At 74.8% G+C, this 22,429-nt stretch carries 19 protein-coding genes; 15 read left to right on the top strand and 4 right to left on the bottom strand.

The window, feature by feature from the left end; translation table 11 throughout:
* The first annotated feature begins 23 nt into the window (after window positions 1-23).
* Together ACIBPB_RS10180 and ACIBPB_RS10175 are read left to right on the top strand one after the other, a co-directional pair.
* Complete coding sequence (locus ACIBPB_RS10180; protein ID WP_396839213.1) at window positions 24-3,434, top strand: SNF2-related protein; 3,411 nt, start codon at window positions 24-26, stop codon at window positions 3,432-3,434.
* Window positions 3,431-4,366: an SWIM zinc finger family protein gene (locus tag ACIBPB_RS10175; RefSeq protein WP_396839212.1), complete on the top strand. Its 936-nt coding sequence runs from the start codon at window positions 3,431-3,433 to the stop codon at window positions 4,364-4,366. The genes ACIBPB_RS10180 and ACIBPB_RS10175 overlap by 4 nt, the downstream gene beginning before the upstream one ends.
* Window positions 4,367-4,387: 21 nt before the next feature.
* Here ACIBPB_RS10175 and ACIBPB_RS10170 read toward each other — a convergent pair whose 3' ends face one another.
* Window positions 4,388-4,645, bottom strand: coding sequence for a DUF3040 domain-containing protein (locus tag ACIBPB_RS10170; protein ID WP_357327308.1), 258 nt, complete (start codon window positions 4,643-4,645; stop codon window positions 4,388-4,390).
* Between the two features lie 450 nt (window positions 4,646-5,095).
* Here ACIBPB_RS10170 and ACIBPB_RS10165 point away from each other — a divergent pair, with 450 nt between their 5' ends.
* Genes ACIBPB_RS10165 through ACIBPB_RS10145 form a run of 5 tightly spaced genes read left to right on the top strand, consistent with a single transcriptional unit; the run spans window position 5,096 to window position 11,301 of the window.
* Window positions 5,096-7,123, top strand: a complete 2,028-nt coding sequence (locus tag ACIBPB_RS10165) for a DUF1800 domain-containing protein (protein ID WP_396839211.1) — start codon at window positions 5,096-5,098, stop codon at window positions 7,121-7,123.
* 14 nt (window positions 7,124-7,137) lie between these two features.
* Window positions 7,138-8,511 carry a DUF1501 domain-containing protein gene (locus ACIBPB_RS10160; RefSeq protein ID WP_396839493.1) on the top strand — a complete coding sequence of 458 codons (1,374 nt, stop codon included), beginning with the start codon at window positions 7,138-7,140 and terminating at the stop codon, window positions 8,509-8,511.
* Window positions 8,508-9,926, top strand: a complete 1,419-nt coding sequence (locus ACIBPB_RS10155) for a ferric reductase-like transmembrane domain-containing protein (RefSeq protein WP_396839210.1) — start codon at window positions 8,508-8,510, stop codon at window positions 9,924-9,926. The genes ACIBPB_RS10160 and ACIBPB_RS10155 overlap by 4 nt, the downstream gene beginning before the upstream one ends.
* Window positions 9,927-9,940: 14 nt before the next feature.
* Complete coding sequence (locus ACIBPB_RS10150; protein WP_396839209.1) at window positions 9,941-10,525, top strand: FMN-binding protein; 585 nt, start codon at window positions 9,941-9,943, stop codon at window positions 10,523-10,525.
* A gap of 50 nt (window positions 10,526-10,575) precedes the next feature.
* Window positions 10,576-11,301 carry an FAD:protein FMN transferase gene (locus ACIBPB_RS10145; protein WP_396839492.1) on the top strand — a complete coding sequence of 242 codons (726 nt, stop codon included), beginning with the start codon at window positions 10,576-10,578 and terminating at the stop codon, window positions 11,299-11,301.
* A gap of 363 nt (window positions 11,302-11,664) precedes the next feature.
* Here ACIBPB_RS10145 and ACIBPB_RS10140 read toward each other — a convergent pair whose 3' ends face one another.
* Window positions 11,665-12,336 (bottom strand): bifunctional DNA primase/polymerase, encoded by a 672-nt coding sequence (locus ACIBPB_RS10140; RefSeq protein WP_357327352.1) that lies wholly within the window; start codon window positions 12,334-12,336, stop codon window positions 11,665-11,667.
* A 219-nt stretch (window positions 12,337-12,555) separates the two neighbouring features.
* Here ACIBPB_RS10140 and ACIBPB_RS10135 point away from each other — a divergent pair, with 219 nt between their 5' ends.
* From ACIBPB_RS10135 to mctP, 7 genes are all read left to right on the top strand, one after another.
* Window positions 12,556-13,785, top strand: coding sequence for a helix-turn-helix domain-containing protein (locus ACIBPB_RS10135; protein WP_396839207.1), 1,230 nt, complete (start codon window positions 12,556-12,558; stop codon window positions 13,783-13,785).
* Between the two features lie 4 nt (window positions 13,786-13,789).
* Window positions 13,790-14,371, top strand: a complete 582-nt coding sequence (locus ACIBPB_RS10130; protein WP_396839206.1) for a flavoprotein — start codon at window positions 13,790-13,792, stop codon at window positions 14,369-14,371.
* Between the two features lie 142 nt (window positions 14,372-14,513).
* Entirely contained in the window at window positions 14,514-15,344 is an 831-nt protein-coding gene (locus ACIBPB_RS10125) for a Nif3-like dinuclear metal center hexameric protein (RefSeq protein ID WP_396839491.1), read from the top strand.
* Window positions 15,341-16,078, top strand: a complete 738-nt coding sequence (locus ACIBPB_RS10120; RefSeq protein ID WP_396839205.1) for a zinc ribbon domain-containing protein — start codon at window positions 15,341-15,343, stop codon at window positions 16,076-16,078. The genes ACIBPB_RS10125 and ACIBPB_RS10120 overlap by 4 nt, the downstream gene beginning before the upstream one ends.
* A 3-nt stretch (window positions 16,079-16,081) precedes the next feature.
* On the top strand, window positions 16,082-17,293 hold the full coding sequence (locus ACIBPB_RS10115; RefSeq protein ID WP_396839204.1) for a bifunctional RNase H/acid phosphatase: 1,212 nt from the start codon (window positions 16,082-16,084) through the stop codon (window positions 17,291-17,293).
* Window positions 17,294-17,612: 319 nt separating this feature from the next.
* Window positions 17,613-17,855 carry a DUF3311 domain-containing protein gene (locus ACIBPB_RS10110; RefSeq protein WP_357327284.1) on the top strand — a complete coding sequence of 81 codons (243 nt, stop codon included), beginning with the start codon at window positions 17,613-17,615 and terminating at the stop codon, window positions 17,853-17,855.
* 58 nt (window positions 17,856-17,913) lie between these two features.
* A complete protein-coding gene (gene mctP, locus ACIBPB_RS10105; RefSeq protein ID WP_396839203.1) occupies window positions 17,914-19,569 on the top strand; it encodes a monocarboxylate uptake permease MctP in 1,656 nt (551 codons plus the stop codon).
* An 89-nt stretch (window positions 19,570-19,658) separates the two neighbouring features.
* Here the strand turns inward: mctP and ACIBPB_RS10100 are convergent, their stop codons facing one another.
* Window positions 19,659-20,126, bottom strand: coding sequence for a MarR family winged helix-turn-helix transcriptional regulator (locus ACIBPB_RS10100; protein ID WP_396839202.1), 468 nt, complete (start codon window positions 20,124-20,126; stop codon window positions 19,659-19,661).
* Between the two features lie 56 nt (window positions 20,127-20,182).
* Between ACIBPB_RS10100 and ACIBPB_RS10095 the strand changes: the two genes are divergently transcribed.
* Window positions 20,183-21,415 (top strand): MFS transporter, encoded by a 1,233-nt coding sequence (locus ACIBPB_RS10095; RefSeq protein ID WP_396839201.1) that lies wholly within the window; start codon window positions 20,183-20,185, stop codon window positions 21,413-21,415.
* Window positions 21,416-21,577: 162 nt separating this feature from the next.
* Here ACIBPB_RS10095 and ACIBPB_RS10090 read toward each other — a convergent pair whose 3' ends face one another.
* Entirely contained in the window at window positions 21,578-22,339 is a 762-nt protein-coding gene (locus ACIBPB_RS10090; RefSeq protein WP_396839200.1) for a sulfite exporter TauE/SafE family protein, read from the bottom strand.
* Between the last annotated feature and the right edge of the window lie 90 nt (window positions 22,340-22,429).

The raw sequence follows: 22,429 nt of genomic DNA, 5'->3' as shown, positions 1-22,429 counted from the left end.
CGGACGTCGTCGAGGGGGAGTGCGTGCTGGTCATCCACGGGGTGTGGCTGCCCGGCGGCGGGCTCGCCGTGTGGGGCGAGGAGAGCACCCGGCCGGCCCGGGCGCCGCGCCGCCCCGGCCGTGCCCCGCGCGAGCGGCCGCACCCGTTCGCCGCCGATCACGCCACGCTGGCCGCCGCGCTCGGTGGGTCGGGCCTGCCCGCCGCCGTGCTGCTGCGCCTGCCCACCCGGGCCGGCTCGCCGCTGGACTCGCCCGAGCTGGTCCGGACCACCGTCGGGGAGCCGGTCCGCGGCCCGGTCACCCTCGCCGGCTGGCGGGTCCCGGCCCTGGTGTACGCCCCGGACGCCGCGTACGCCCTGCTCCGTGAGCTGGAGCCGGGGGACGTGGTGCCCGGGGCCGGGCTGCGCCACCTCGCCGAGCTGGCCGCGTTCGCCGCCGACCTGGTCAGCCGTGGCCGGGTACTGCCCGGGGTGACCGGCCCGCTCGCCCCGATCACCGACTCGCCGACCACGGCTGACCCGCTGACCACCGCTGGCACCCTCACCACGGGTGGCCCGCTGGCCACGGCAGGCCCGATGGGCGCCACCGCCCCGGCTGCCTCGACCGCCAGGACGCGAGGCGCGGACACGTCGACCAGGACGGGCCGGCGGCACCTGCGCCCGGTCGACGGCTCCGAGGTGGTGACCGCGCGGGCGCTTTGGCGGCCGCTGCTCACCGGCACCGACGCCGCCTGGGCCCGCTCACTCGCGCAGGCCCTCCCGCCGGCCGCCCGCGCCGCCGCCGAATGGACCGCGGCAGTCCCGCCCGCCGCGCCCCAGGAGCGAGTGGCCGCCGGCCCCGTGTCGGTGGCCCCTCCCGCGCCCGGGGGCGGCCTGCCGGCGGCGTCCGCTACCGCCGAGGTGGGCCCGCCGGCGGTGTCCGGGGGCGGTCTGCCGGCCGGGTCGGTGGGCGCGGTCGGGGCGGACGGGCTCGCCGAGCCGGCCGACGTGCTCGCCGCCGCCCTCGACGCGCTCGCCGACGCGGCCGCCCGCGCCGCCCTCGGTGAGCTGCGGCTGCACCGGGGGATGCGTCCGGGCGGGCCGGTGCCCCGCTGGCTGGCCGCGCTGACCGGCGCGGAGCGTGCCTTCAGCACCGAGCCCGCCGCCCTGGAACTGCTCCGCACCGAGCTGGACGCCTGGCAGCGCGACGCGGTCGGCGGCGCGGTCCGGGCCGCCTTCCGGCTCATCGAGCCGGCCGCCGACCCGGCCGCCGACCCGGTGGCCGAGCTGGTCGAGGGGGACGCCTGGCGGATCGAGTTCGGCCTGCAACCGGTCGACGAGCCGGGCCTCGTGCTGGCCGCCGCGCAGATCTGGCGGGGATCCGCGCGGGCCCTGGCCGGCCGGGGGATCGACCCGCAGGAGACGCTCCTGGCCGAGCTGGGCCGGGCCAGCCGGCTCTGGCCGGAGCTGGACGCGGCGCTGCGCACCGCCACGCCGGAGGGCATGGACCTGGACGCCGAGGGCGCGCACCGGTTCCTCCGGGAGGGCGCGCCGGTGCTGCACGCCGCCGGCTTCGGGGTGCTCCTGCCGTCCTGGTGGCGGCGGTCCTCGTCCCGCCTCGGCGCCCGGCTGCGGGCACGCGGCCGGACCGCGCCGGGCACGGTCGCCGCCGCCGCCGGTGGGCTGGGGCTCGACGCCCTGGTCGACTACCGCTGGGAGGTGGCCCTGGGCGACCAGCCGTTGACCGCCGACGAGCTGGCCTCGCTGGCCGAGGTGAAGTCCCCGCTGGTGCGGCTGCGCGGCCGCTGGGTGGAGCTGGACCCCAGCCGCCTGGAGGCCGGGCTGCGCCTGCTCCGCTCGACCGGTGAGCTGACCGTGGCCGACCTGCTGCGGATGGGCCTGACCGGCGACGGCGACCGGGCCGACGGGCTGCCGGTGCTGGAGGTGACCGCCGACGGCGCGCTGGGCGAGCTGCTGGCCGGTACGGCGGAGCGCCGGCTCGCCCCCGCCGACCCGCCGCCCGGCTTCGTCGGCGCGCTGCGGCCGTACCAGCGGCGCGGGCTGGCCTGGCTGGCCTTCCTCCAGTCGCTGGGGCTGGGCGGGATCCTCGCCGACGACATGGGGCTGGGCAAGACGGTGCAGCTGCTCGCCCTGCTCGCCGGGGACCCGCCGGAGGCCGGGCCCACCCTGCTGGTCTGTCCGATGTCGCTGGTCGGCAACTGGCAGCGGGAGGCGGCGCGGTTCACCCCGGAGCTGCGGGTACACGTGCACCACGGCGCGGAGCGGGCCCGGGGGGCGGAGTTCAACGCCGCCGTGCACGCGGCCGACCTGGTCCTCACCACCTACTCGGTGGCCGCCCGGGACGCGTACGACCTGGCCGGGATCGACTGGCACCGGGTGGTGGTGGACGAGGCGCAGGCCATCAAGAACGCCGCCACCCGGCAGGCCGAGGCGGTCCGCGCGCTGCCCGCCCGGCACCGGGTCGCGGTCACCGGTACGCCGGTGGAGAACCGGCTCGCCGACCTCTGGTCGATCATGCAGTTCGCCAATCCCGGCCTGCTCGGACCGGCCGCCACGTTCCGGAAGAAGTTCGCCGAGCCGATCGAGCGGCACGGCGACGCCGAGGTGGCCGGTCGGCTGCGCCGGATCACCGGCCCGTTCGTGCTGCGCCGGCTCAAGACCGACGCGTCGATCATCTCGGACCTGCCGGCGAAGCTGGAGATGGAGGTGCTCTGCAACCTCACCGCGGAACAGGCGGCGCTCTACCGCGCGGTGGTCGACGACATGATGGCCAAGATCGAGTCCACCGACGGGATGGCCCGGCGTGGCCTGGTGCTGGCCACCATGACCCGCCTCAAGCAGGTCTGCAACCACCCGGCCCAGCTGCTGCACGACGGCTCGGCCCTGGCCGGCCGCTCCGGCAAGCTGGAACGGCTCGAGGAGATCGTCGACGAGGTGCTGGCGGCGGGGGAGCGGGCCCTGCTCTTCACCCAGTACGCCGAGTTCGGCGGCATGCTGCGCGGACACCTGTCGGCCCGGACCGGCCGGGAGGTGCTCTACCTGCACGGCGGCGTCGGCAAGGCCGAACGGGACGCCATGGTGACCCGGTTCCAGTCGCCGGACGGGCCGCCGCTGTTCGTCCTCTCGCTCAAGGCCGGCGGCACCGGGCTCACCCTGACCGCGGCGAACCACGTGGTGCACGTGGACCGGTGGTGGAACCCGGCCGTGGAGGACCAGGCCACCGACCGGGCGTTCCGGATCGGTCAGCGCCGCCGGGTGCAGGTCCGCAAGTTCGTCTGCGCCGGCACGGTCGAGGAGAAGGTGGCCGCCATGATCGCGGACAAGCGTGGCCTGGCACAGCGGGTGGTGGGCACCGGCGAGCAGTGGGTCACCGAGCTCTCCACCGACACCCTGCGGGAGCTGTTCACGCTGGAGTCCGGGGCGGTGGTCGAATGAGTCCCGAGCAACCCCGGTTCGCCGACTTCGGGCCGCCCCGGCGGGTCGAGGGTGGACTGCGGGCCCGCAGCACCCGCGGCGCCATCGGCCGCTCCTGGTGGTCCCGGCGGTTCCTGGAGGTGCTGGAGTCGTTCGCCCTCGGCACCCGGCTCACCCGGGGCCGGGCGTACGCGCGGCGGGGGCAGGTGCTCCGGCTCGACGTCGCCCCCGGGCTGGTCACCGCCAGCGTGCAGGGTTCCCGGCCCGAGCCGTACCCGGTGCGGATCCGGCTCGCCGCGTACCCGGACGAGGTCTGGGAGCGGCTGGCGGCCGAGCTGGCCGGGCAGGCGTTCTTCAGCGCCCGGCTGCTCGCCGGGGACCTCCCCGCCGAGCTGGAGGAGCTGTTCGCGGCGGCCGGCGCGCCACTCTTCCCGGCCCGGGTGAACGAGCTGGACCAGCACTGCGGCTGCCCGGACTTCGCGGTGCCGTGCAAGCACCTGGCGGCCACCTTCTACCTGCTGGCCGAGGCGTTCGACGCCGACCCGTTCCGGCTCCTGCACTGGCGCGGCCGGGACCGCGCCGAGCTGCTGGAGCGGCTGCGTACGCTGCGGGGCGCCGAGGTCGCGGACGCCGCGCCGGACGGCCCGGCGGTGCCGGCGGGCGGACCGGCCGTCCCGGTGGACGGTCCTGCTGCCGCGGAGCCGCCCGTGGCCGGGGCGGCGCGGGTGCTGGCCGGGCTGCCGGCGGCGTCGGCGGCGGACACTGTGGACCGGTTCTGGCTGTCCCCGGTGCCGCTGCCCGACCGGCCGCCCACCCTGCCGACCGGGCCGGAACTGCTGCTGCGCCAGCTCGCCCCGCCCGGCGCCGACCTCGGCGGGCCGGGCCTGGTGGAGCGGCTGCGCCGGGCGTACCGGGAATTCGGCGGGCCCGACCCGGAGCCCGGGCCGCGCTGACGCCACCCCGGCCCGGCCCGGTCACAGCCAGCGTCGCCGGAACCGCCACATGAGGCCGGCGTTGGCCAGCAGCACCACGGCACAGATCGCGCCGGCGAGCCGGCCGGCGAGCACGGTCATCGCCGGCAGCGAGGCCCACAGCACGATCGTCAGCAGCATCAGGTACCGGCCACGGCGGGCCCGGGCCCGGGAATCGAGCCGGGCGAAGAAGTGCGGGTCGCTCTCCCGCAGTTGGCGGGTGATCTGTTCGAACCTGCGCTGATCCTCTTTGCTGAGCATGGCGGTGCCTTCCCCTCACGGCTTCAGCGGTTCGGCGGCATACCCGCAACGGCCGCCGGTCACGCGCCGCCGCTGCCGCTACTTTCGCCGGCCGCGCGGACCCGCGGGACCTTCCGGTCGGAGCACCTCAGCGCGGGCTTATCGGTGACTTAAGTTTTGCTGTGCCGTGTAACGGCGCGCACAGCGCAGCCGCAGCCGAAAACGTTACCCGGCGGTGCGCCGCACCCGGGTCCGCCCTGCTCCGGACGGGGGCGACCGGAACGGGGCGTACCACCCGCCGGCACCGGGGGCTGAGTGGCGCCTTAAGTGCCCTCGGAGGTGCCGACGGCGGCCCTTGAGCGGCCCGGAACCCGTGGTTACTTTCCCGTAGCAACTCCTCCGGCACGTCGCCGCCCCGCCGCCCTCACCGGCCGCAGGCGCGCCGGCGCTGAAAGAAAACGGGACAGGAACATGGCCGAGCTGAACGTGCCGCCGCGGCGTCCCCGGGACGATCGCGGCTGGGACGGACCCCACACCCCTCGCCCGGACGGGTACCGCGACCTGGACGCCGGGCCGTACGGCGGCCCGCACGCCGGCCCCGGCTACGCCGCGTACCCCGCCGCGGCCGGGCCGCAGGGCGGGCAGTGGGTCGGCCCCGAGGGCTTCGCCCCCGCCGGGTACGCCCCGACCCCCAACCCCGGACTGCCCAACCTGGACGATGACGACGAGCCCCGGACGGGCCGGCGGCGCGCCCTCGTCGCGCTCGGCGGCGCCGCGGTGGTCGCCGGTGGCGCCGCCCTGGCGATGTCCTCGCAGGTGCGGGGGATCTTCGGCGGCGGCCCGGAGGCCGGCGACGCGACCGGCACGGTGGCCACCGACGGCACCGCGGCCCGGCCGAGCGGGCAGCAGCCCAGCACGGTGCGTACCTACACCGAGCAGAACGAGAGCTACATGGGCTCCCGGGCCGGTGCGGCGCTGAAGCGGAACTCGCCGTCCACCGGTCGGGTCTTCGCCAGCCCGGCGGCCGCCGCGGCGGCCACCCGGGTGACCGTGAAGACGGTGCTCGCCAAGGACCCGATCCGGCACCTGGCCAGCCGGGCCACCTTCGGCGCGACGCCGAAGGTGCTCGCCGACATCAAGCGGCTGGGCATCGACGACTGGCTGCGCGAGCAGCTCGAGCCCGAGAAGATCGCCCCGACGAAGGCCGAGCTGAAGCTGGCCGAACTGCCCTCGCTCAAGTTGAGCCCGACGCAGCTGCGCGACCAGCGGGAGCAGCTCAACGAGCGGGGGGTCGACCCGGCGCGGGAGACCGTGGACGCCACCATCGCCCGGCAGATCTGGTCCGACCGCCAGCTCTTCGAGGTGATGGTCGACTTCTGGAACGACTTCCTGCACGTGGCCGCCGACTTCGACGGCGGCGAGAACTACCGCAACGCGTTCGACCGGGACGTCATCCGCAAGCACGCGCTGGGCAGCTACCCGGAGATGCTGGTGGCCGCCAACAAGCACCCGGCGCTGCTGCTCTACCTGAACCAGACCGACTCCCGCAAGGACGCGGTCAACGAGAACCTGGCCCGGGAGAACCTGGAGCTGTACTCGGTCGGCGTGGACGGCGGCTACACCGAGAAGGACGTCCGCCAGGCCGCGCTGCTGCAGACCGGCCGCGGCGTCGCCGACGGGAAGTACAAGTTCTTCCCGGAGCGGCACTACCTGGGCAAGGTGAAGATCCTCGGCTTCAGCCACGCCAACAACTCCGCCGACGCGGCGGCGGCCGACAAGGTGATCGACCAGTACATCACCTACATCGCCCTGCACCCGTCGACCGCCGGGTACGTGGCCCGCAACCTGGCCACCCGGTTCGTCTCGGACACCCCGCCGAAGTCCCTGGTGGACCGGCTGGCCAAGGCGTACACCACGAACCGGGGGCAGATCCGGCCGGTGCTGGCCACGCTCTTCCGCTCCTCGGAGTTCTGGGCCGCCGTCGGCCAGAAGGTCCGCCGCCCGATGGAGTACCTGGTCGCCACGTACCGGACCCTCGGGGTGGGGCCGGAGGCGTCCGCCGGTTTCCAGGGCGACGACCGGCGCACCCCGTTCGCCCAGGGGTTGCGGCAGATCCAGGACAAGCTCCGCGAGCTGGGCCAGTACCCGATGGGCAAGCCCACCCCGGACGGGTACGCCGACGTCTACCTCGCGTGGACCTCGGCCGGCACGATGGTCGACGGCTGGAACGAGGCCGGCACGCTGATCGCGGGCGGGCGCCAGCAGTTCACCTACATGAAGCCCGAGAAGCTGGTGGCCCGGCCGCCGGCGACCGCCGGGGCGTACCTGGACGCGCTGGCCCTGCGGCTGGTGCACCAGAAGCTGAGCGCCCGGGAGAAGGCCCTCGTCCTGGACGTCGCCGGGGTGTCGGCGAGCACCAAGGTCGACGCCACGTTCAACGGGGCCATCGCCGCGGTCGCGCGGACGATCCTCGCGTCCCCCCAGCACCACCTCCGGTGAGGCATTCGATGGAGATGACCGTGAACCCGTACCCCCTGCACCCCGAATGCCCCGACCTGCGGCGGCTGGCCGACAACCCGGCCGAGGCGCTGCTGCGCGCCGAGGCCGACGTCGTGGCGGCCGAGAACGCCGCCGAGGCGGACCGGTACCGCCGGCTGGAGGAACTGGAGGAGGCCCAGCAGGACGGCCGGGGCGTCACCCGGCGGACCTTCGTGGCCGGCGCCGCCGCCACCGCCACCGCGCTGGCCACCGCCCAGTTCGTCACCACCTCGGCGTCGTTCGCGGCGACGAAGACCGGCACGCTGATCCACGTCTTCCTCTACGGCGGGTTGGACGGGCTGAGCCTGGTCGCCCCCGCCGACGATCCGGTGCTCGGCAAGGCGCGTCCCGACCTGCTGCTCGGCAACGACTCGCTGGCCCTCGGCCGCGGCTTCCAGCTCACCAGCGCGTTCGCCCCGCTGGAGAAGTGGCTCAAGGCCGGCCAGCTCGGCTTCGTGCCGGCGGTCTCCGACCCCCGGCTCTCCCGCAGCCACTTCCAGGCCGCGGACGCCTGCAACCTGGGCGGCCTGCCCGGCGAGACCGGCGGGCGCGGCTGGCTGGACAGCCTGGTCGACGCGCTCGGCAAGGGCACCGCGTTCCGCAGCGTCGGCATCGGCAGCACGCTGCCCCGCTCGCTGGTCGGCGTGAACGGCGCGCTCTCCCTCAACAACGTCGGCGAGCTGCGGCTCAACGGCGACGACCGGTACCGGGCCGCGACCGAGAAGGCCATCCGTGGCCTCTTCACCGGGATCAACCACCCGGTCGAGGAGGCGGTGATCGAGGGCATGAGCGCGCTGGCCACCGCGCAGAAGCTCGCCGCAAAGCCGTACCAGCCGGCGGACGGGGTGACGTACCAGGGCGTCGGGAACGCCTTCAAGCAGCTCGCCCAGCTGATCAAGGGCGGGGCGAACGTCCGGGTCGCCACCGTCGGCATGGGCGGTTACGACACCCACGAGAACCAGGGCACCCGCAACGGTGGGCAGCTCTGGCGGCGGCTCAACGAGCTGGCCGGCGCGCTGGCCGCGTTCTTCACCGACCTGGGCGACCGGTCGGCCGACGTGACGGTCATGGTGTCCAGCGAGTTCGGCCGCCGGGTCGCCTCCAACCAGGGCGGCACCGACCACGGGCACGGCGGGGTCATCACCATCCTGAGCGGCCGCAAGCTGGCCGGCTCGCTGCTCGGCGCCTGGCAGGGGCTGAACGATCTGGACAGCGGTGACGTACCCGAGTACAACAACATGTTCAACGTCTACGGCTCGGTCGCGCAGGGCCGGTTCGGCCTGACCGCGGCCCAGGTGGACAAGATCTTCCCCCGGCAGAAATTCACCCCCATGAAGCTCTACACGTGACGTACCAGGATCTCCGTACCGCCGGCCGCCGTACCGGGGCACCCGCCCGGTACGGCGGCCCGTCGGCTGCCCCCGTACCCCCGCCCGGTCGGCCCCGGCGCGGCGCCGGCGGCCGGCGGGCGCTGGTCGCGCTCTTCTGGCTGGGCCTGCTCGCCGCGGTCGCGCCGTGGTGGCTGGACACCCCGCCGGGCTCCCTGGCCGGCACCGCCGCCGTGCTCACCGCCGCCGGCCAGATCACCGGCCTGATCGCCGGCTACCTGCTGCTGGTGCAGGTGCTGATGATGAGCCGGCTCGGCGTGCTGGAGCGCTGGCTCGGCGGGGAGCGGCTGTCCCGGGCGCACCGGGACATCGGCGCGACCCTGCTGGTGGCGGTCCTGGCGCACCTGTCCCTGCTGGTGGTCGGCTACGCCGGCCGGCAGCGCAACTCCGTCCTCGGCGAGGTCGGCGCGCTGCTCACCGGGTACGAGGACATGGTCTCCGCGTTCGTCGCCGCCGGGATCATGGTGGTGGTCGGCTGCACCGCCGTCCGGGGCGTGCGCCGGCGCCTGCCCTACGAACTCTGGTACCACCTGCACCTGACCAGCTACCTGGCGCTGCTGCTCGGCTACGGCCACCAGTTCAGCAACGGCGCGCAGCTCTACGAGCCCGGCCCGGTACGGACCGGGTGGTCCGCCGGGTACCTGCTGGTGGTGGCCGCCCTGGTCTGGGGCCGGGTGCTCGCCCCGCTGCACTTCAACCTGCGGCACCGGCTGCGGGTCGCGGACGTGGTGGCGGAGAGCCCGGACACCATCTCGATCTACCTGACCGGGCACCGGCTCAACCAGATCGACCTGCTCGGCGGCCAGTACTTCCGGTGGCGCTTCCTCAACGCCGGCGGCTGGTGGCAGTCGCACCCGTTCTCGGTCTCCGCGGCGGCCAACGGCCGGTGGCTGCGGCTCACCGTCAAGGTCGTCGGCGCGCACACCGCCGACCTGCGGGACCTCACCCCGGGCACCCGGATCTGGGCCGAGGGCCCCTCCGGCACCGTGACGGCGGCGCACCGGACCCGGGAGCGGGCCCTGCTGATCGCCGGCGGCAGCGGTATCGCGCCGCTGCGGGCCATGCTGGAGGAACTGCCGCCCGGCGCGGCCCTGATCTACCGCGCCCGCACCCCCGCCGACGTGCTCATGCAGCGGGAACTGGACTGGCTGGCCCAGGCCCGGGGGACCGCCATCTGGTACGTGGTCGGCTCCCGGGACGACCCGGGCCCGCGCCAGGTGATGAGCCCGGACGGGCTGCGCCGGCTGGTGCCGGACCTGACCCGCCGGGACGTCTACCTGTGCGGACCGGACGGGCTGGTCGAGCAGGCCGTCCAGGTGCTGCGCCGGGCCGGCGTCCCGCGCCGGCAGATCCACCTCGCCACCTTCGAGCTGTAGGAAGGCCGTCACCCATGCGCCGCGCGTTCCTCGCGATCACCGGCCTCGCCGCCGGCACCACCGCACTGGTGGCGCTCAAGGGCGCACCGGCCGCCACCCAGGCCGCCCCCGACCGGCCGGTCGCCGCGGCGCCCGTCGTGCCCGGCGGCCCGGCCGGCGCCGGTCCCACCCCGGCCGCCGGGGCCACCTCGGCGGCGCCGGGCAGGTCGGTGCGGCCCAGCCCGAAGGCGACCGCCACCCGGGGCGCGGGCAGCGGCGGCGGCACCCGCACGAAGCCGGCCACCGCCGCGCCGAAACCGACCACCGCCGCGCCCCGGCCGGCCACCCGCACGGTCACCGGGCCGACGGTCAGCTACCGGTACGGCTCGCTCCAGGTGCGGATCACCCTGAGCGGCAGCCGGATCGTCGACGCCACCGCCCTCGGCCTGCCCGTCGGCGGGCAGTCCGGGCTGCGCAGCGACGACGTGCAGGCCCGCTACAGCGGCACCTCGGGCGAGGTGGTCGCCACGCAGAGCGCCGACCTCAGCACCGTCTCCGGGGCCACCTACACCAGCGACGCCTACCAGCAGTCGCTGCAGGCCGCCATCGACCGGGCCTGACCGGCGTGGGCGCCGCGGCCCGCCCCGGCCTGCGCCGGGTCGAGCAGATCATGGGTACGGCGATCAGCCTCGACCTGGCCGACGACCTGCCCGCCGCCACCCTGCACGCGCTGGCCGAGGAGACCTTCGGCTGGCTCCGCGAGGTGGACGCGCGGTTCAGCACGTACCGGGAGGACAGCGAGGTGTGCCGGGTCGACCGGGGCGAGCTGCGGCCGGCGGAGGCGTCGGCCGACCTGCGGGCGGTGCTGGCGCGCTGCGCCGACCTGTGGCGGGAGACCGACGGCGCCTTCGACGCGTACGCCACCGGCCGGCTCGACCCGTCCGGCTACGTCAAGGGCTGGTCGGCGCAGGTCGCCTCGGACCGGCTGGTCGCCGCCGGCGCCCCCAACCACTGCCTGAACGCGGGCGGGGACGTCCGGGTACGCGGCTCCTCCGCCACCGGCACCCCGTGGCGGATCGGCATCCGGCACCCGTGGGACCCGACCGCCACCTGCCTGGTGCTGGCCGGCACGGACCTGGCCGTGGCCACCTCCGGCAACTACGAACGCGGGCACCACGTGATCGACCCGCACCGGGGCGTACCGGCCCGGGGGCTGCGTTCGGTCACCGTGGTCGGCCCGGACCTGGGCGTGGCCGACGCGTACGCGACCGCCGCCATGGCCATGGGCGAGGCCGGCATCGGCTGGCTGGACCGCCTCCCCGCGCCCTGGCAGCACGCCGTGATCACCGACAACGCCCACCTCCTGCGCTCCCGCACCCTCCCGTACCTCACCTGACCCCCACCGGTGGTGGGTGGGGACGCAGGGCGGTCAGCGGAGGGGGCGGTGCAGGGTGGCGGGGCGGGAACCGGTGGGGCGGGGGCGGCCGGGGCGGGTGAACCAGGGGCGGGTGCCGGCCCAGCGGCGTGGGCGGCGGTGATGCGGTGCGGGTTCTCCGGTGCCGCCGGTGTGGCGGGCCGCGTCGTCCCTGGACATGGTCAACCCCCGCTCTGGGCGCAAGCGCGCCGTCACCGGTTCAACGAGCACGGCATCGGGAAGGTCGCTGTCCGCGGGCCTGTCGGGTCAGCGACCGCCTGCTCCGTCGGGTCGGCGACCGCCTGCGGGCCTGTCGGGTCGGCGGTCGCCTGCGGGGCTGTCGGGTCAGCGGCCGCGTCGGGGGAGCGGGAGCTGACCGGGCAGCAGTTCGGGGGCGAGCGTGATCCCGGCCGCCCGGAGCGCCGCGATCAGCGCGTTCTGCACCAGGTACGAGTCGGGCAGCTGCCAGCGCGCCTGCTCCGGGGCGACCGCCCAGCGCACCGTCCCCTCGGGCAGCCGGGTGGGTGGCGCGGCGATCCACGAGCCGGGGCCGTGCCGGACCACGTGGAAGCAGTGCTCCAGCTCCGGGCGCAGCGGGTCGCCCGGGCGGACCAGGAACATCCACCGTCCGGTCGGGGTGACCAGGACCGGCCCCCGTACGCCGAAGCCGGCCGGGTGGGTCGCCACGGCGTCCAGCACGCGGCGGCCGAGTTGGGCGGCGACCTCCAGCACGTCGAACGAGCGCCCGGTGGGCAGCAGCACCCCGTGCGGCCGGTCCCGCCACCAGGTGGCCACCCGGGCCGGGTCGGCGCTCGCCGCGTGCTCCCAGTTCTCCAGGGCGGGATGGCAGCCGATCGTCGGGCAGCCAGCCCGGCCGCAGACGAACCGGCGGTTGGCCAGGCACGCGCCGGGGGTGACCGGCCAGCCGTGGGCGGCGTACCGGACCGCGACCCGGCGCAGCCGGACCCGCTCCAGAGGCGACAGGTGAGCGACGCGTGGCCCGACATTCCCCCACATGTGTGCCATCCCCTCTTCTCTTGAGCCCGGACACGCCCGCGTCACACGTCGAGCGCCGTCACTGCCGTAACCCGTGCTCGTTGAGCTGACGGAACGGCTCGTGCAACTTGCACGGAAACTACGAGGACTGGCCGTACGGCTGACGCACAGACTGTGCGACCAGGGCAAACCTGGTGGACGTGGGGGGACCGTCCGCAACCGCGAGGGGGAGGAGCAGGGATGGACGAACTACCCATAGGTCGTCGAGTGGCCTACTGGCGTGGCCGGCGCAAGATGTCCCAGCAGGTCTTCGCCGACCGGCTCGGCAAGTCCAAGAGCTGGGTGGACAAGGTCGAGCGGGGGGTCCGGCGGCTGGACAAGTTCTCCGTCGTCTACGAGATCGCCGACATCCTCCAGGTCGACGTGCAACTCCTGCTCGGCAAGGACCCGGAGCGGCGTACCGACGCGCTCAACTGCATCGACCAGGTCGAGGTCGAGGAGATCCGGGCCGCCCTGGAGCGGTACGACTCGATGAGCGCCTACTTCGACGCGGCGCCGTACCCGCCGCCGCTGACCGACATGCGCAAGGCGGTCAACCACGCCTGGCTCACCTACCAGTACGGCCGGTACGGCATGCTCACCCGCGCCCTGCCGAAGCTGCTGCGCGACGCCCAGGCCGCCGACGCCGGCTACGGCGGGGACGAGCAGGGCCGGGAGGCCGCCCACCTGCTCGGGCAGGTCTACCAGATCGCCTCCTCGGTGCTGCGCAAGCTCGGCGAGTGCGACCTCGCCTGGCTGGCCGCCGACCGTTCGATGGCGGTGGCCCAGCGGGCCGACGACCCGCTGCTGGCCGGGGTGGCCACCACCCGGGTCTGCAACGCCCTGGTGGCGATGGGCCGCCCCCGGCCGGCGCTCGAACTCAACGTGCGGATCGCCAACCGGCTCGCCCCGGGGGGCGGTAACGACGTCACCCCGGAACGCCTCTCCGTCTACGGCATGCTGCTGCTCCAGGGCGCCATGGCCGCCGCCCGGATCGGCGACTCCGCCACGGTCGACGACCTGCTCTCCGGCGCCAAGGAGGCGGCCGTCCTGCTGGGCGGGGACCACAACCACTACTGGACCTCGTTCGGGCCGACGAACCTGGAGCTGCACCGGGCCGCCGCGGCGGTGGAACTCGGCGACGGCGGCCGGGCGGTGGAGACCCACCACCGGCTCGCCGAGCCGGCGTTCAACGCCCTGCTGCCCGAGCGCCGGGCGCACCACCTGCTCGACATCGCCCGGGGGTTCGCCCAGATCGGCGACGTCGCGAACGCCGGGGAGATGCTGCTGCGCGGGGACCGCCTGGCGCCCTCCGAGATCCGCTGCCGGCCGATCGCCCACGAGGTGATGTCGGACGTGCTCCGTCGCACACGGGGTGCGCCGCCTTCGCCGATCGCGGAGTTGGCTGAGCACATGGGAGTCGGAGTATGAGCGGATGAGCGGTCCGCACACCAGCAACGGGCACCGGCGGGTGCTCTACGTCATCGCCTGCGGCTCGCCGCTGGCCCGTCACGTCGACCGGCTGGTCGACCTCGCCCAGCGGGACGGCTGGGACGTCTGCGTGGTCACCACGCCGGACGGCGCGAAGTTCGTCGACCGGACCGCGCTGGCCCGGCAGACCGGCCATCCGGTCCGCACCCACTACAAGAACCCGGGCGACCCGGACGTGCTGCCCGGGGCGGACGCGATGATCGTCTGCCCGGCCACGGTGAACACGGTCAACAAGTGGGCGGCCGGCATCACCGACACGCTCGCCCTCGGGCTGCTCGTCGAGGCGCAGGGCCTCGGGGTGCCGATCGCCGCCGTGCCGTACACCAACTCGGCGATGGCCGCCCACCCGGCCTTCCGGGCCGGCGTGGCCCGGCTGCGCGAGTGGGGCGTCCAGGTGGTTCTCGGCGAGCACGTGGTGCCGCTGCACGCGCCGGGCACCGGCGAGCGGCACCTGGACGCCTTCCCCTGGGCGGTCGGCCTCGCGGCGCTGCGCGGCGCGCGGGCGCCGGTGGCCCCGGTCGGCTGAGCGGCCCCCGCACGGGCCGGCGGGCGCCGTCCCGCCGGCCCGCCACCACGACGCGTCGCGGACAGGCGACCCGGACCGGGCCCGGACGCCGGTAAGCTGGCCGGCCGTGAGCACAACCGGATCCGCGTTGACGGTCGCTGACGTGGTGGCCGCGCTCGACGCCCGCTATCCGCCCGCCTGGGCCGAGGAATGGGACCGGGTCGGCCTGGTGCTCGGCGAGCCCGCCAACCCGGTGCGCCGGGTCGCCTGCGTCGTCGACGTGGTGCCGGAGACGGTGGACGAGGCGCTGGCCGCCGGGGCCGACATGATCGTCGCGCACCACCCGCTGCTGCTGCGCGGGGTCTCCTCGGTGGCCGCCACCACGTACAAGGGGCGGATCGTCCACCGGCTGATCAAGGCCGACGTGGCCCTGTACGTGGCGCACACCAACGCCGACGTGGCCGACCCCGGCGTATCCGACGCCCTGGCCGCCCGGTTCGGGCTGACCGGGCTGCGCCCGCTGCACCGCCCGCGTCCCGGCTCGCCGGCCGACGGCCCGGGGCGGGGCATCGGCCGGATCGGCACGCTGCCCACCCCGATGACGCTGGCCGAGCTGACCCGGCACGCCGCCGCCGTGCTCCCCGTCACCGCCTGGGGAGTTCGCGCCGCCGGGGATCCCGGGCGTATGGTTCGTAGCCTCGCGGTCAGCGGTGGCTCGGGGGACAGCTTCCTCGCCGAGGCGACCGCCGCCGGGGTGGACGCGTTCCTCACCGCCGACCTGCGCCACCACCCGGCCGGCGAGCACCTCGCCGCCGGTGGCCCGGCCCTGCTGGACGCCGCCCACTGGGCGACCGAACGACCCTGGCTGGACGACCTGGCCGCCCGGCTCCGGGCCGAGCTGGGCGTCGAGACCGTGGTGTCCGACCTGGACACCGACCCGTGGACCGTGCACGCCGCCGCGCCCCGACCGGACGACAAGGAGCCCCGACCGTGAAGGCTGACCCGAAGGTGCAGCGCCGCCTGCTCGACCTGCAGGCGCTCGACACCGCCCTCGCCCAGCTCGCCCACCGCCGCCGGTCGCTGCCCGAGCTGGCCGAGCTGGACGCCCTCGCCCGGGAACTGTCCGCGCTGGAGGACGAGCGGGTCCGGGCCCAGGTGGCCGTCGACGACCTGGACCGGGACATCGCCCGGCTGGAGAAGGACATCGACCAGGTCCGGGCCCGCAAGAGCAAGGACGAGGCCCGGCTCGCCGGGGGCAGCGGCCCGGCCCGTGAGCTGGAGGCGCTCCAGCACGAGCTGGTCTCGCTGAACCGCCGCCAGGGCGACCTGGAGGACGCCGAGCTGGAGCTGATGGAGCAGCGGGAGACCGCGCAGGGCGTACTCGACGGGGTGGAGCGGCGGATCGCCGAGGCCCGGGACCGGCGGGTCGCCGCCGAGCAGCGGCGCGACGAGAGCCTGGCCGAGATCGCCAAGGACGAGGAGTTCAAGCGCGGCGCCCGCCAGCCCCTCGCCGGTGACCTCCCGGCCGACCTGGTGGCCCTCTACGAGCGCATCCGGACGGACACCGGCCTCGGCGCGGCGCTGCTCACCGGCGCCCGCTGCGGCGGCTGCCGGCTGGAACTCTCCGGCGCCGACCTGGCCCGGATCCGCAAGGCCGACCCGGACGACGTGGTCCGCTGCGAGGAGTGCCGGCGGATCATGGTCCGGACCAACGAGTCGGGGCTGTAGCCCGTGGCGGTGCGCGCGGTCGTGGTGGAGGCCGACGGCGGGTCCCGGGGCAACCCCGGGCCGGCCGGCTACGGTGCGGTGGTGCGGGACCCGGAGACCGGCGAGGTGCTGGCCGAGCGGTCCGAGGCGATCGGCACCAGCACCAACAACGTCGCCGAGTACCGGGGCCTGATCGCCGGGCTGGAGGCCGCCGCCGAGCTGGGCGCGGCGGAGGTCGAGGCGCGGCTGGACTCGAAGCTGGTGGTGGAGCAGATGTGCGGCCGCTGGCAGATCAAGCACCCGGGGTTGCGGCCGCTCGCCGCGCAGGCCGCCGGCCTGGTCGGCCGGTTCGAGCGGGTCCGGTTCAGCTGGGTGCCCCGGGAGCGCAACACGCACGCCGACGCGCTGGCCAACGCCGCGATGGACGCCGCCGCCGGCGGCACGGCGCCGGCGGGGTCGCCCCGGACCGCCGAGCCGCCCCGCCAGGTCGCCGCTGCCGACTCGCCGGCCCGCGCCGCCGCCCGCGAGGTGGCCGCCCGCGCCGCCGTGGGCCGGGCCACCGGCACCGACCCGGCCACCACCCCCGCCTCCTGGGAGCCGCGGCCGACCGAGGAGGCCACCCGGCTGATCCTGGTCCGGCACGGCGAGACCGAGCGCACCGTGCAGAAGCGCTACTCGGGGCGGGGCGACGTGGCGCTGACCGACCGCGGCCGGGCCCAGGCCCGGGCCACCGCGGCGCGGGTCGCCGCGCTGGCGCCGTCGGTCGCGGCCGTGGTCAGCTCGCCGCTGTCCCGGTGTACGGCGACCGCCGAGGCGATCGCCGCGCTGGTCGGCGACCCGCCGGTCCGGGCCGACGACGACCTGATCGAGTGCGACTTCGGCGTCTGGGAGGGGCGCACCTTCGCCGAGGTACGCGCGGACTGGGCGGGCGAGTTGGACGCCTGGCTCGCCTCCACCCGGGTGGCGCCGCCCGAGGGCGAGTCGTTCGCCGCCGTCGCCGAACGCACCGGGCGGGCGGTGGACCGGCTGCGCCGGGCGTACCCGGGGGAGACCGTGGTGGTGGTCTCCCACGTCTCGCCGATCAAGCTGGTGCTGCGCGACGCGCTGGCGGCCGGCGACGCCTTCCTGCACCGGCTCTACCTGGACACCGCCGGCATCTCGGTGCTCGACCTGTACCCGGACGGCGGCGTCGCGGTCCGCTCGGTCAACGACACCGCGCACCTGAACGACATCTGACCACCCGCCACCCGCCACCCGCCGCCCGCCGCCCGCCGCCCGCCGCCCGCCGCCCGCCACCCGCCGCCCGCCGCCCGCCGCCCGCCGCCCGCTCCGGCACGGCGGGGCCGGCCGCCGCGCCGCCGTGACCTGACGTCGCGGGCCGGCCGCCGCGCCGCCGTGACCTGACGTCGCCGCCCGGCCGCCGGGCCGTCGCCGTTCGGCGCACGCGGGCCGCCGCTCGGCGCATCACGGTCGTTCCGCCGAACGTGACCGCGCTCACAGGGTCGTAGCCTCCGGCCGTCACATGGCAAGTCACTACTTCCCGGAGGTGTGTCACATGGCTGCACCCGGACCGGAGGCGCCGACACCGGCGCGATCCAGGGCGAAGGATCACAGCCCGTGGAACTGGTTGCTCTTCATCCCGATCGTGGTGCCGCTGATCCCGGCCTTCTTCAACGCCGACTCACCCCGGCTGTTCGGATTCCCGCGCTTCTACTGGCTGCAACTGGCCTGGATCCTGCTCGGCGTCGGCACCACCACGCTCGTCTACCAGATGACCAAGAAGCGGGGTGACCGGTGAGCGCGAGGAGTGAGTCGGGCCTGCGAGCCCCGCAGTCGCGAACGAAGGGGGTCCAGTGATGTGGCGGGATCACCTGACCGAGATCATCGTCTTCACGCTGCTCTTCCTGCTGGTCAGCGCGATGGGTTTCGTGGCGGCCCGGTGGCGGGCGCCGCGCGACATGGCGCACCTGGACGAGTGGGGCCTGGGTGGGCGCAGCTTCGGCGGCTGGATCACCTGGTTCCTGGTCGGCGGTGACCTCTACACCGCGTACACCTTCGTGGCGGTGCCGGCGCTGATCTTCGGGGCCGGTGCGGCGGGCTTCTTCGCCGTGCCGTACACGATCGTCATCTACCCGCTGGTGTTCCTGGTGCTGTGCCGGCTCTGGTCGGTGTCGCACCGGCACGGCTTCGTGACCCCGGCCGACTTCGTCCGCAACCGCTTCGACTCGCCGATCCTGGCGCTGCTGGTGGCGATCACCGGCATCGTGGCGACGATGCCGTACATCGCGTTGCAGCTGGTCGGCATCGAGGCGGTGCTCAAGACGATGGGCGTCACCGGGGACAGCGCGTTGGCCCGGCACCTGCCGATCATCATCGCGTTCGCCATCCTGGCGGCGTACACGTACCAGTCCGGGCTGCGCGCGCCGGCGCTGATCGCGTTCGTCAAGGACTCCCTGATCTACATCGTGATCCTGGTGGCGGTCGTCTACCTGCCGTACAAGCTGGGCGGCTGGGGGAGCATCTTCGACGCGGCCGACGCGAAGTTCAAGGCGAGTCCGGCGCCCGGCGACGGCATCCTGCTCAACGCCAACAACCAGCTCCAGTACGTCACCCTGGCGTTCGGCTCGGCGCTGGCGCTGTTCCTCTACCCGCACAGCATCACCGGCGTGCTGGCCAGCCGGAACCGCGACGTGATCAAGCGGAACATGTCCGCGCTGCCGGCGTACAGCCTGCTGCTCGGTCTGATCGCGCTGCTCGGCTACATGGCCATCGCGGCGAACGTGAAGCCGCTGCCCGGCGCCAAGGCCGGCAGCGTCGACGGCAACACCGTGGTGCCGCTGCTCTTCGACAGCCAGTTCCCCGACTGGTTCGCGGGCGTGGCGTACGCGGCCATCGGCATCGGCGCGCTGGTGCCGGCGGCGATCATGTCGATCGCGGCGGCGAACCTGTTCACCCGCAACATCTACAAGGAGTACCTGAAGCGGGACGCCAGCCCGGCGCAGGAGGCGAACGTCTCCAAGATCGCCTCGCTGGTGGTGAAGGTCGGCGCGGTGGCCTGCATCGTCTTCCTCGACCCGCAGTTCTCCATCGACCTGCAGCTCATCGGCGGTGTGATCATCCTCCAGACGCTGCCGGCGGTGGCCCTGGGCCTCTACACCCGCTGGTTCCACCGGGGCGCGCTGATCGCCGGCTGGGTGGCCGGCATGGGCCTGGGCATGTGGATGCTCTACCAGATCGGCAACCCGGCCACCGGCAAGAAGCACTTCGCCGGTTCGGCCTTCCCGCTCTCCGAGTTCGGCTTCGACACCAAGAAGACGATCTACGTGGGCATCGTGGCGGTGCTGGTCAACCTCGCGGTGGCCGCGCTGCTCACCCTGGTGCTGCGGGCGACGAAGGTGGCCGACGGGGTGGACGGCACCACCCCGGACGACTACTTCGCCGACGAGGGCGACCCGCGGGTCATCCCCGGTACCGAGCGCGACGCGGACTCCGCCCGGGAGCCCGTCGCCTGACGGAAGGTAGGGGCCCCCGCACCACGCCTGCTGCGTGGGCGGGGGCCCCGCGCTACGCCTGCTGCGTGGGCAGGCCCCGCTCCACCCCCTCAGCGGCGGCGGTTGCGGGAGTCGAGCGCCTGGTTCAGGCGGTGGAGCAGTTCCGCCAGGTTGTCCCGGTCCGTCTCGGACCAGGTGGCGAGCATGTCGCCGTAGAGCCGGGTGCGGGCCGCCCGCACCGCGGCCATCCGTTGCAGGCCGGCCGGGGTGGGGGAGATCACCGTGCCGCGCCCGTCGGCCGGGTCGGGGGTACGCGCGATCAGGCCGTCCCGTTGCAGGGCGGAGACCTGCCGGGTGACCGTGGAGCCGTCCAGGTTGAGCCGGGCGGCCAGCGCCGACACGTTCTGCGGGCCGGCGCTGTCCAGGTGCCGCAGGATCACGTACGCGGCCCGGTCCAGCACCCGGTGCTCGGCGCTGCCGGTGGCCCGGCGGGTGGCCTCGCCGAACCGCATGAGCAGCGCGACCTCGGTCTCGATCCGGCCGAGTGTGGCATCTCCCGCGTTGGCGTCCTCGCTCATAGCTGTAGGATACAACTTGATTACCTGCATAATACAGCTATCTTGGAGGTCGCGGAGTGGATCGGCGTTCCGAGCCCAACCGCAGTGCCATCTACGCCACCACCCTGGTGGCCTTCCTGGCCATCGCCGGCATCGCCGTGGTCGACCCGATCCTGCCCGCCATCGGCGCGGCCATCGGGGTCACCGCCTGGCAGGTCGAACTGCTCTTCACCGCGTACATCGCGGTGATGGCCGTCGGCATGATTCCGGCGACCCTGGCCAGCGGGAAGTTCGGCTTCAAGCCGGTGCTCATCACCGGTGTCTCGGTGGTCGGCCTGGCTGCCATCCTCGCCTCGTTTAGCAACGACATCGTGCAGCTCTCCGTGCTGCGCGGCGTCTGGGGGCTGGGCAACGCGATGTTCTTCGCCACCGCCATGGTGGTGCTGGTCAACCTCGCCAACGACCGCGAATGGGTGGTCGGCCTCTTCGAGACCGCGCTCGGTCTCGGCTTCGCCGTCGGCCCGCTGATCGGCGGCCTGCTCGGCGAGATCAGCTGGCGGCTGCCCTTCTTCGTCTGCGGCGTGTTCATGGTGCTCGCGCTGGGCGTCGCCGCCCGCAAGCTCCGCGAGCCGGCCCGCAGGCAGGCCCCGGTACGCGTCGGCCAGATCTTCGCCACCTACCGCAAGCCGGCGTTCATCACCCTCTGCGTGGTCACCGCCGCCTACAACTTCGTCTTCTTCGTGGTGCTCGGCTACACCCCGCTCTACCTGCACCTCGACGTCATCCCGCTGGGACTGGCCTTCACCGGCTGGGGACTCGGCCTGGCCGCCGGCATCCTGCTGATCGGCCACCGGCTGGCGCACCGGATCGGCGCCGTGCAGACGGTCGGCGTCGCGATCGCCGGCCTGCTGGTCTGCATGGTCCTCTTCGCCACCTCCACCGGCACCGCCATGTCGCTGGTCGTGCTGGTGCTCGCCGGCCTGTTCATGGGCCTGGCCAACGCCAACCTCACCGACCTGGCGCTCGGCCTCGGCTCCGCCGACCGCCGGGTCGCCACCGGCGCGTTCAACCTGGTCCGCTGGGGCGCCGCCGCGCCCGCCCCGATCATCGCCGGCAAGCTCGCCGAGCACAGCCTGGCGCTGCCGTTCTGGGTCGGCTTCGGGGTGCTCGCCGTCGGCGTGCTGGTCTACCTCGCCTTCGCCCACGTGATGGCCGCCGGCTACGGCGAGCGGGTGCTCTGGTCGCGGTGGAACTCCGCCGCCCGGCGCAACGAGCACGCCCCCGAGGAGCCGGTCGGCGAGGCGTACTGACCCGGGCTGACTCGGGCCTGCCGGCCTCGGGCCTGGCGGCCTCGGGCCTGCCGGCCTGGGGCCCGCCGGCCTGGGGCCCGCCGGCCTGGGGCCGGCCGGCCTCGGGCCTGCCGGCCGAACCGCCCCGGTGCGACGCGTGCCGGGGCGGTTCGCTGTCCGGGGTCAGTGCAGCGCGCGGTAGAGCAGGTAGAGCCCGATCACCGTGCCGAACACCACGATCATGCTCTTCAGCAGCACCGGCGGCAGCCGGCGGACCACCCGGGCGCCCACGTACCCGCCGACCAGGGTGGCCGGCGCGACCACCGCGACGGCCGCCCAGTTCACCGGGCCGAAGAGCGCGAAGACCACCAGGGTGGTCAACCCCACCACGGCCGAGAGCAGGTTCTTGATCGCGCTCACCCGGGCCAGGGTGGTGTCCAGCACCAGCGCCAGCCCGGCCACCAGCATCACCCCGAGCGCCGCGCCGAAGTAACCGCCGTACACCGTGCCCAGCGCGACCATGGCCTGCACCGTGACGGTCCGGCGGCGCGGGCTCAGGTCGGCCGGGTGACCGACCAGCCGGCGCAGCGGATCCTGGAAGGCCAGCACGGCCGTCGCGCCCAGCACCAGGAAGGGCACCACCAGCTCGAAGGCCCGCGCGGGCGTGGCCAGCAGCAGCACGCAGCCGAGGGCCGTGCCGAGCACCGCGGTGGGCAGCAGACGCCACAGCGCCCGGCCCGGCGGCAGGTCCGCCCGGCTGCCCGCCACGCTGGCCACGTACCCGGGAAAGACCGACACCGAGTTGCTGACGTTGGCCGGGACCGGGAGCAGGCCGGTCGCGATCAGCGCCGGGAAGGTGATCAGCGAGCCGCCCCCGGCCACCGCGTTCACCGTGCCTGCGGCGAGACCGGCGGCGACCAGCAGTGCGGCGTCGGAGAGGTCCATGATCTCAAGAGGCTAGTACGGCCCGCCGGTAACTCAACTTGTCGGCACCCGGTCCGTCGTTTCCACCTCACGGCCACCACGCCCGACAAG

Source organism: Micromonospora sp. NPDC049836 (assembly GCF_044465125.1).
Lineage (GTDB): Bacteria > Actinomycetota > Actinomycetes > Mycobacteriales > Micromonosporaceae > Micromonospora.
Note: the sequence above shows the minus strand (reverse complement) of the source record. Positions and strands in the feature narration are given on the sequence as shown.

Bases quoted from the DNA above. Each gene is read 5' to 3' on its own strand.
- ACIBPB_RS10135 (WP_396839207.1), top strand. From the start codon at position 12,556: ATGGACGAACTACCCATAGGTCGTCGAGTGGCCTACTGGCGTGGCCGG.
- ACIBPB_RS10110 (WP_357327284.1), top strand. From the start codon at position 17,613: ATGGCTGCACCCGGACCGGAGGCGCCGACACCGGCGCGATCCAGGGCG.
- ACIBPB_RS10160 (WP_396839493.1), top strand. From the start codon at position 7,138: ATGACCGTGAACCCGTACCCCCTGCACCCCGAATGCCCCGACCTGCGG.
- ACIBPB_RS10090 (WP_396839200.1), bottom strand. From the start codon at position 22,339: ATGGACCTCTCCGACGCCGCACTGCTGGTCGCCGCCGGTCTCGCCGCA.
- ACIBPB_RS10150 (WP_396839209.1), top strand. From the start codon at position 9,941: ATGCGCCGCGCGTTCCTCGCGATCACCGGCCTCGCCGCCGGCACCACC.
- ACIBPB_RS10170 (WP_357327308.1), bottom strand. From the start codon at position 4,645: ATGCTCAGCAAAGAGGATCAGCGCAGGTTCGAACAGATCACCCGCCAA.
- ACIBPB_RS10175 (WP_396839212.1), top strand. From the start codon at position 3,431: ATGAGTCCCGAGCAACCCCGGTTCGCCGACTTCGGGCCGCCCCGGCGG.
- ACIBPB_RS10165 (WP_396839211.1), top strand. From the start codon at position 5,096: ATGGCCGAGCTGAACGTGCCGCCGCGGCGTCCCCGGGACGATCGCGGC.
- ACIBPB_RS10130 (WP_396839206.1), top strand. From the start codon at position 13,790: ATGAGCGGTCCGCACACCAGCAACGGGCACCGGCGGGTGCTCTACGTC.
- mctP (WP_396839203.1), top strand. From the start codon at position 17,914: ATGTGGCGGGATCACCTGACCGAGATCATCGTCTTCACGCTGCTCTTC.
- ACIBPB_RS10145 (WP_396839492.1), top strand. From the start codon at position 10,576: ATGGGTACGGCGATCAGCCTCGACCTGGCCGACGACCTGCCCGCCGCC.
- ACIBPB_RS10140 (WP_357327352.1), bottom strand. From the start codon at position 12,336: ATGTGGGGGAATGTCGGGCCACGCGTCGCTCACCTGTCGCCTCTGGAG.
- ACIBPB_RS10100 (WP_396839202.1), bottom strand. From the start codon at position 20,126: ATGAGCGAGGACGCCAACGCGGGAGATGCCACACTCGGCCGGATCGAG.